This is a genomic window from Planktotalea sp., assembly GCF_049680325.1.
Classification (GTDB): Bacteria; Pseudomonadota; Alphaproteobacteria; order Rhodobacterales; family Rhodobacteraceae; genus Planktotalea.
In genome coordinates this window covers 1-8,365 of the sequence record NZ_JBAUHO010000236.1, presented here as the reverse complement: position 1 = coordinate 8,365, position 8,365 = coordinate 1, and the positions used below count along the sequence as shown (strand labels likewise).

The window sequence follows — 8,365 nt, the reverse complement described above, 5'->3', positions numbered from 1 at the left end:
GGATGCTCTGCCTCTGTAAATATGCGCAGCGCGGCGCGGAAGGCTGCGATTGCCTCTGCCAGCAGTTCTGCGCCAGCCTCGCCGCTGGTGCGTGTGCCTTGGTTAGCGAGAGTGTTGCCGAGGTTGTTCTGGGTCGTTGCCCAATTGACGGGATGCTCTGCCTCAGTGCGGATACGCAGCGCGGCGCGGTAGGCGGCGATTGCCTCTGCCAGCAGTTCTGCGCCAGCCTCGCCGTTGGTGCGTGTGCCTTGGTTAGCGAGAGCGTTGGCGAGGTTGTTCTGTGCTCTTGCCCAGATAATAGGCTCATCGGCTTCATCAATATTAGATAGTGCATCGCGGATCATGCGTTCGGAAAGGGCCATGCCGTCGCTGCCGTGGCGATGACCATGCCGATATAGAAAATCTTCATATTTTAAGCGCCGCTTCACAGGTTCCATCGGATCAACAGCCGCAAAACTATCAGCCGCGGCGCTGAGGAGGGCGAAGGCTTGTTCGGTCTTGCCGCGCAGAAGGGCGTTGGATGCGCGCAGTTCGGCGGTTTTGGCGGCTTCCTCCAGTTCCACCTCTTGTACGCGGGAGAGGAGTTCTTCGACTTCGTCCAGATCAACGCGCTCGATTGCATCTTGTGCGGCGGCTTTGAGGTTGGAGAGGCGTTTGAGGCCAGCGTCGATCTGATCGACCTCTGATTTGAGCGCGCGGTATTCGTCGGCTTTGAAGGTGAGCTGGCGGCGCAGTTCCGTGTCATCGGCGGTGAAGGCGGTGTCCAGCTCGAACCGTGCAGCGAGGTTTTGCAATTCTTCACGGCTGAGCGTGGGGATATTGGCGAGTTGTTCGTCAGCGCGGCGTGCGGTGCGGATGGGCAGCATTTCAGCGTCGGAGATACTGAGCGCGGCGCAGAGTTTCTGGATCGTCGCCTCTTGCGGGGTGGTCTTGCCGTTCTCGATGCGGCTGATGTCGCCCTTGCGGGTCGAATCGCCAAAGACATCCAGCGCGAGGGTCTCTTGGGTGATCGATGCTTGGCCGCGTTTGGCACGGATCAATGCGCCAAGGGCGATAGGGTCCAACAACTTTCCACAACTCCTCACAACAACGCCCAACTTGGACGGCACATCTTTAGCGCAACGAAATCAAGGGGCTGAGCGCGCATATTCCTAAGTGTTAACCGCGTTTGGCCAGACGCTCAACTTAAAGGAATATGAGAATGTTGAAGCGTCTTATGAAAATAGTAACCGATGTTGTGCAAGGCTTGTGGTGTCACCGCGTGGTCTATGCAGGGTTGGCGATGGCCTATGGCGGGCTGTGCGCCGGAATGTTTGATAAGGAGTTAGCGAACTATGTGATGCTTGGGTGTTATCTGGCGCTGTCTGCGCAGCGGCATTAAGGGTTAACCGCGTTTGATGCCAATGCTGCGGCCTGCACGCTCGGGGTGGGGCAGTTTGCTGTGCTCTGCGTGCAGCTTTTCCATGTTCGCGTAGGCCTCTTGCGGCATCGGGGCGACGCGTGGGCCGGATAGGTCGATGTGCAGACCCATGCCTTCACCAGTTGCGGAAAGCCAGCCGCTTTCATGGTGTAAGTGCTGAAAGAAATGGAAGCGCTTTTCGTCGAAATCGAGCAGTTGCGAGGTGACATAGACCTGATCGCCCTCATGGACTTCGCGCAGGTAGCAGACGTGGAATTCGGCGGAGAAGGTCGAGTGGCCTGTGCGTTTGGCATAATCCGGGCCAAAGCCGAATTCAGCGAACAACTCATCCGCGCCGCGATCGAAAAGGACGTTGTAATAGGCCATGTTGAGGTGGCCGTTGTAGTCGATCCATTCGGGTTCAACGGTCAGCAAGGATGAGCGGTGCAGTGCAGGCTGGGTCATATGCGGCTTTCGTTCGGTGCGGTTTTCTGACGCTATGTCGCGGCGCGCAAAAGGACAAGGTCGGGCGTAGACACTGCGCACCTCGCGCAGCTAGGGTGCCTAAAACAAGCGGGGTCGGCGATGAGTGACGGTGTAATAGGTCGGGTGCAAAGCCCAAGGGTCATTCGGATCGGCGGCGGCGTTGCACGTGAGGTCGCTGAGGTCATGGCGCAGCTTGGCCTGGCGCGCCCTTTGATCGTTACGGATCGCGGCCTTGTTGCGCTGGGTCATGTCGCGGTGATTACCGATGTTCTGGATGCGGCTGGCTTGCAGTGGGGCGTGTTTGACGGGGTCGTTGAGGACCCGACGGATACCTGTCTTGAAGAGGGGCTGCGCGCCTTTCGCGCTGCGCCTTATGATTGTGTGATTGGTTTTGGCGGCGGCTCACCCATGGATACGGCCAAGGCGATCAGTTTTATGAGCGTGAACCCCGGCCATGTGCGCGATTACAAAGCGCCGAGGCAGATCGATACATGTGGACCGCCAGTGATCGCGATTCCGACGACGGGCGGGACAGGGTCAGAATTGACGCGGTGGTGTGTGATTACCGACACCGAAAAGACCGAGAAGTATAATCTGTCGGGGCTTGCCTGCGTTGCGACGGTTGCCTTGATTGACTGGACCTTTACGGTGACCAAACCCGCGCGCATCACGGCGGATACGGCGATTGATAGTCTGACCCACGCAATGGAAGCCTATGTCAGTCGCAAGGCCTTTGCCTATACGGATAGCTTTGCTTTGGCCGCGATGCCCGCGATTGCGCGCCATGTGCGCACGGCCTGCGCCGAGCCTGAAAACGGCCCTGCGCGTGAAGCATTGATGTTGGCGGCTAGCCAGGCGGGCATGGCGTTTTCCAACGCGTCCGTGGCTTTGGTACATGGGATGAGTCGCCCGATTGGCGCGCATTTCCATGTGGCGCACGGGCTGTCGAACGCGATGCTTTTGCCTGCGGTGACCGCGTTTTCTATTGGCGGAGCCGAGGCGCGCTATGCCACCTGCGCACGGGTGATGGGCTGGGCGGATGACACCACGCCTGACGCACGCGCCTGCGGGCAATTGGTCGAGCAATTGCGCCGGTTGAACGATGATCTTAGCGTGCCGACACCAAGCGCGTTGGGACATGCCGCGAATGACGCGAAACTGACGTTGATGGCAGAGCAGGCGCTCGCCTCAGGGTCACCTCAGAACAACCCGCGGGTGCCAAGCGCACAGGAAATTGTCGGGCTTTATAAAGCGATGTGGTGAAAGCCTGCGAGGCAGGGATTACTCCGCGAGCTTCTTCGCAACCAATTCATTCACCGCTTTCGGATTGGCCTTGCCGCCTGTCGCTTTCATCACCTGACCAACGAACCAACCTGCGAGTTTCGGGTTCTCTTTGGCTTTGGTCACTTGGGCTGGGTTGTCGGCAATGATCTGATCGACTGCGGCTTCAATGGCACCGGTGTCCGTCACCTGTTTCATGCCGCGCGCTTCGACGATGTCTGCCGGATCGCCGCCCTCGGTGTAGACGATTTCGAACAGCTCTTTGGCGATCTTCCCGGAGATCGTGTCGGCCTTTATCAAATCAATCACGCCGCCTAGTTGCGCAGGGCTGATCGGGCTGGATGTGATGTCTTTCTCATCCGCTTTGAGGCGGCCGAAGAGTTCGTTGATGACCCAGTTTGCAGCAAGCTTGCCATCGCGCCCGTCCGCGACTGCTTCAAAATAGGACGCGGAATCCACGTCTGCGGTCAGGACCGAAGCGTCATACTCTGACAGGCCGAAGTCTTTGACAAAACGCGCTTTTTTCTCATCGGGAAGTTCGGGAAGGGAGGCTGCGATCTCATCGACCCAAGCCTGCTCGATCTCTAGAGGAAGCAGGTCAGGGTCGGGGAAATAACGATAGTCATGCGCCTCTTCTTTAGAGCGCATCGAACGGGTTTCGCCCTTGTCCGGATCGTAAAGGCGGGTTTCCTGATCGACCTTGCCGCCCGCTTCTACGATTGCAATCTGGCGTTTTGCTTCGACCTCGATCGCTTGCTGAATGAAGCGCATGGAGTTCATGTTCTTGATTTCGCAGCGCGTACCGAGGTGGGAAAAATCACCTGTTTCAATGAATTTTTCATATGCGCCCGGCAGACAGATCGACACGTTTACATCCGCGCGCATCGAGCCGCTTTGCATGTTGCCATCGCAAGTGCCGAGGTAGCGCAGGATTTGGCGCAGTTTTACGACAAATGCAGCGGCTTCTTCGGGGCCGCGAATATCAGGACGTGAAACGATTTCCATCAGGGCAACGCCTGTGCGGTTCAAATCGACGAAGGACATGTTGGGGTCCATGTCGTGAATGGATTTACCTGCATCCTGCTCAAGGTGGATACGTTCGATCCGCACGCGCCGCGCGATGCCCGGTTCCATGTCGACGATGATTTCACCTTCGCCAACGATCGGGTGGTACAGCTGGCTGATCTGGTAGCCTTGGGGCAGGTCGGGGTAGAAATAGTTCTTGCGATCAAAGGCGGAAAACAGGTTGATTTCAGCCTTCAGACCAAGGCCCGTGCGCACCGCTTGCTCGACGCAGAAGGCGTTGATAACAGGCAACATTCCGGGCATTGCGGCGTCAACGAAGGCCACGTTGGAATTGGGCTCTGCGCCGAATTTTGTGGAAGCACCGGAGAACAATTTGGATTTGGACTGGACCTGCGCATGGACCTCCATGCCGATGACAAGTTCCCAATCGTGCTTTGCTCCCGCAATGGTTTTCACTTTCGGGGCGTCGTAGGTCAGATCAAGCATGTGTCAGTGTCCATGAAATCAGGGCGTTGGGGGCGTTCTAAGACACAGGCGGCAAGGGGGCAAGAGGGTGTAGAGCGCTTTCACAAAGCCACCAGGTGCTTGGGTGTTTATGAAAAGCGTACAAAATTTGATCCCTTAGAGCGACATTAAGAATTGGGGTGTTAGGAAAACCCCAAACAAGGGACGAGCATGCTTTATTCAACAACGATGTGGTTAGATTTAACAAGTGCGCTTGCTGTGCTGAGCGCGCTTACAATTGCCTATGGGCACTTGCGAGGGTCATTTTTGTCCGATCAAAAGGCGCAAATGTGCCTTGGCGCTGCCTTTGGTGCAGTGGCATGGATGCAGATGCACATGCCGATTGAACCGATCGCCGGTTTGATTATCGATCTGCGCAACATTCCATTGGTCCTATGCGGCGCGTTTCTGGGGTGGCGGGCAGGTTTGCTTTGCCTCTCGATTGGGATTGCAACGCGATATCAAATCGGTGGGATCGGGATGTATTCAGGCATGCTCGCGATGAGTATTGCGCTATGCGCGGGCCTGTTTTGGGCCCGATTGACGCGCCACATTCGTGGGCGAAGCATTTGGCAAATGCTCGGGCTGGCGCTTGTTGGCTCGTTGCATTTAAGTGCTTTAGTGGTCCTACCTGAACCCGCTAAAACCTGGTTCATATCAAATGCGGTGTTCCCGATTTTTCTGCTCAACCTCTTTGCTATACCAATCGTGGCCCTCTTGCTTGATGCTGAAAAGCGTAACCAGTTCCAACACTTGCGTTTGAAAGCGTCTGTTGCGTTGGACCCTGACACAGGCGCTTTGACCGGCCCGGTTTTCGAGCGCGAAGTTGCGTTGCGTGTCGGGTCTGGCGCAATGTCACCGCCCGCGGCGTTATTGGTGATTGAAATCAAACATCATGCATTTCTTCGGGCCTTGGTCCCTGTGCAATGGCAAGCAAAATTGCTTGGGCTGGTCCGTGTGCGGATCCAGGGCGCAATAGAAAATGCGGATGTCGTTTGCTCGTTGGGGTTATCGCGATTGGTGATCCCCCTATCGGTGGATCAGTTGCTGGGTGCAGGTCGTATCCAACAAGATATCGAGCGCCTTGTTCACGCAGAACCGTTTATTTTCCTCAATCAACAACCCAATCAGGTCGCGGTCGAAACACAGGTTGTACCCTGGGCCATTGGCCAAAGCGTTGAAGGGGCGCTGCATCGACTGCCCTCAAAGCGTAGCAGAAAGCGGGCCTTGCGACGATGTGGCCTTGAGAAGGAACTCATTGATGGGTTGATCTTGTCCGAACCTAAAACACCGAAAACGTCAGTAAGCGAGCCAGCCAAACATTCAACGAGTGCTTTGTTTGGCAAGGCGGCGCTGCTAATGGGGCCGGGATCACGTTGATAGCGGGGGCCTTGGGGCCTTAACCCCAAGGGCCTTTCAGGCCTGCTGGACGTAGAGCCCTTGCGGCGTGAAAATCAGCGCGTTGCCTTTGCGCATTTGCTCGCCAAAAACGCCCATGAATACCTGATTGGCTTTCTCGCGGCCTTGTTTGAACAGGGCGTCTATCGAAGCGATCCGCGCTTGATTGTCAAAGCCTTCCATCGCATGGCCCCACACCAATGGGTGCAATTCGTGCAGATGTTCTGACATGATCCATTGCGCGGCCTTCTGGATTTGCTCAAGCGCTGAACGCGCTTGCATGTCATCATCGCAAAGATGCGCGACCTTCGGGATGGACACGGCGGTGTAGGAGGCAAATAAATTGGCGTTATGTTGATCTTCGGAGCGTTCCAGAATGTCACGGATGCCTTCAAGAAAGAAGGGCATGTCTAGCGTGTTAGCGCATTTCGGATCGACCAGAAGCGCATCGAAGAAGGCCCAAGTATAAGCGCCTGCACCCCAGATATCTTGGGTGCGCGCGGCCGTGCGGCGCGCTTCCAGTTCCAGTTTTTGATAGTCGCCAAACCACTGCGGCAACATGTGATGGCCAAGCGCACGGATGTGGCGTTGTTGGGTCGGGGCAAGGTCAATCAGGTCTTCATAGTCATCTGCGACGCGGTCCATAGCTTTGGGATTGCCAACCAGCAAAGCACAACGCGCCGAGGTCACAAGCGGGCTATCGAGTTCAATACCGCAGAACGGATCGAGCACTTGACGCGCGCGGGTACAATGCAGATCAAAGGCTTCCAGATTTCGCGCAGGTGTGTCCCGGATTGAGCTGGTTCCACGCCATGCCCATGCAATGTCGAGATGTGCCATGGCAACGATGGTTGCAATCACATGGTTGTCAGAGTGTTCGCCAAGGATATTTTCAAGCGCCGAAATCGCTTCACTCAGGGGGCGGTTTTCCTCTGGCGCGCCGTCGATCAACAAATGCTCGGCCAGCGCGACCACATCAGAGCGCGCGCCCTGACACAAGAGTTCGGCCACAGGCATACCACCGCCAGAGGCATTGCGGTGTTTGTCTTCATCAATAACGATTTGCGTCAGATCTTCCCAGCGTTCCTGACGGGATAGAAACTGGCCTTTGTTAAAATAGTAGCTGCGCAGGCGTTCCTCATGAGGTTCTTTCGAGACCGGAATCACCAAAAGCTCGTCCAGATTCGGATGTTCGAGTTTGGCTGGTGCCGCGCGTGACGCAGCGGACCCGTTCGAGCGCTTGGACGTTTGGGGGCCGGTCAGGCGGGTTTTAAGGGTCGTAATAAAAGACATGTGCGACAACTTTCAGTCAACTCATTGATGCGTTGAGGATGTGTATGCTGGCGCATTCGGGCGCAATCGTGGCGCGCGATAGGCGAGAACAGATTGTTTCCAAATCCTGAAAACGCAAATCATGACCGCTATTTGCTTGCCTTTGGCGGGGCATAACGGGCAGGCTCATTTGATGAAAAGCGCAACTATTACGTTCTTTGCTGTCGTTTTGATGTTCAGCGCGCCTATGGCCGCGCTGCATGCAGATATTGCCAAGCGCCCAGTATTGCGCCCGAATGATGGCGCGGCTTCGCCAACAAGTGCGCCAGCGACGCTGGCTCCCGAGCGGGTTATCCGCCCAAAGCGCAGGGAGTCAGATGACGTTCCGGTGGCGCGTTGGGATCATCGCCCGGCCGGGCGCGTCTGGACCCGTGCTGCGGTTTCCGCGCTAAAGTCGCATGGCAAGCCGATTTTACAAACAGTTCCACGCGACATCGACGCATGGTGCCCGGCCTATGCTGAGGCAGACGAGGACGGGCGAGCGGCCTTTTGGGCCGGCTTTATGTCTGCCTTGGCGAAGCATGAAAGCACTTACAAGCAGACGGCCGTTGGCGGCGGCGGGCGGTGGTATGGCTTGCTGCAAATCCTGCCCGCAACTGCACGCGGCTATAAATGCACAGCGCCAAGCCGCGAGGGGCTGAAACATGGCCCGTCCAATCTAAGCTGCGCGGTGCGGATATTGGCGGTTGTGATGCCCCGCGATAAAGTTATGGCCAGCAAGGACAAACGCTGGCGCGGTGTGGCGGCGGACTGGGGGCCGATGCGGGTCAGCTCCAAACGCAAGGACATAGCCGCCTGGACGCGCAAGCAAAGCTATTGTCGCACGCTTGCTTCGGTCCGCCCGCGTGCGCGCCCATAGGTCATGATAATAGCGTGAAGTGGTGCCGCTCGAAGGGGATGCCATGCGCGGTTAACGCTGTTTCGATCTCTGCCGCAGCG

The 8,365-nt window shown here is 56.9% G+C and carries 8 protein-coding genes; 4 read left to right on the top strand and 4 right to left on the bottom strand.

Annotated elements, in window-relative coordinates; all coding sequences use genetic code 11:
* Nucleotides 1-1,067: hypothetical protein (locus WBC85_RS10590; protein WP_424436475.1), on the bottom strand; the 1,067-nt coding region annotated here is incomplete at its 3' end.
* Nucleotides 1,068-1,201: 134 nt separating this feature from the next.
* Here WBC85_RS10590 and WBC85_RS10585 point away from each other — a divergent pair.
* Nucleotides 1,202-1,381: a hypothetical protein gene (locus WBC85_RS10585; RefSeq protein ID WP_424436472.1), complete on the top strand. Its 180-nt coding sequence runs from the start codon at nt 1,202-1,204 to the stop codon at nt 1,379-1,381.
* A 3-nt stretch (nt 1,382-1,384) separates the two neighbouring features.
* Here WBC85_RS10585 and WBC85_RS10580 read toward each other — a convergent pair whose 3' ends face one another.
* Complete coding sequence (locus WBC85_RS10580; RefSeq protein WP_424436469.1) at nt 1,385-1,864, bottom strand: thioesterase family protein; 480 nt, start codon at nt 1,862-1,864, stop codon at nt 1,385-1,387.
* Between the two features lie 120 nt (nt 1,865-1,984).
* Between WBC85_RS10580 and WBC85_RS10575 the strand changes: the two genes are divergently transcribed.
* The gene (locus WBC85_RS10575) at nt 1,985-3,148 is read left to right on the top strand and encodes an iron-containing alcohol dehydrogenase (RefSeq protein WP_424436466.1); all 1,164 of its coding nucleotides are present in this window, start codon (nt 1,985-1,987) and stop codon (nt 3,146-3,148) included.
* 18 nt (nt 3,149-3,166) lie between these two features.
* Here the strand turns inward: WBC85_RS10575 and gatB are convergent, their stop codons facing one another.
* A complete protein-coding gene (gene gatB, locus WBC85_RS10570; protein WP_424436463.1) occupies nt 3,167-4,678 on the bottom strand; it encodes an Asp-tRNA(Asn)/Glu-tRNA(Gln) amidotransferase subunit GatB in 1,512 nt (503 codons plus the stop codon).
* A gap of 189 nt (nt 4,679-4,867) precedes the next feature.
* Here gatB and WBC85_RS10565 point away from each other — a divergent pair, with 189 nt between their 5' ends.
* Nucleotides 4,868-6,076: a LytS/YhcK type 5TM receptor domain-containing protein gene (locus WBC85_RS10565; RefSeq protein ID WP_424436459.1), complete on the top strand. Its 1,209-nt coding sequence runs from the start codon at nt 4,868-4,870 to the stop codon at nt 6,074-6,076.
* Between the two features lie 36 nt (nt 6,077-6,112).
* Here WBC85_RS10565 and WBC85_RS10560 read toward each other — a convergent pair whose 3' ends face one another.
* Nucleotides 6,113-7,387, bottom strand: a complete 1,275-nt coding sequence (locus WBC85_RS10560) for a hypothetical protein (protein WP_424436456.1) — start codon at nt 7,385-7,387, stop codon at nt 6,113-6,115.
* 172 nt (nt 7,388-7,559) lie between these two features.
* Here WBC85_RS10560 and WBC85_RS10555 point away from each other — a divergent pair, with 172 nt between their 5' ends.
* On the top strand, nt 7,560-8,285 hold the full coding sequence (locus tag WBC85_RS10555) for a transglycosylase SLT domain-containing protein (protein WP_424436454.1): 726 nt from the start codon (nt 7,560-7,562) through the stop codon (nt 8,283-8,285).
* Nucleotides 8,286-8,365: the final 80 nt, after the last annotated feature.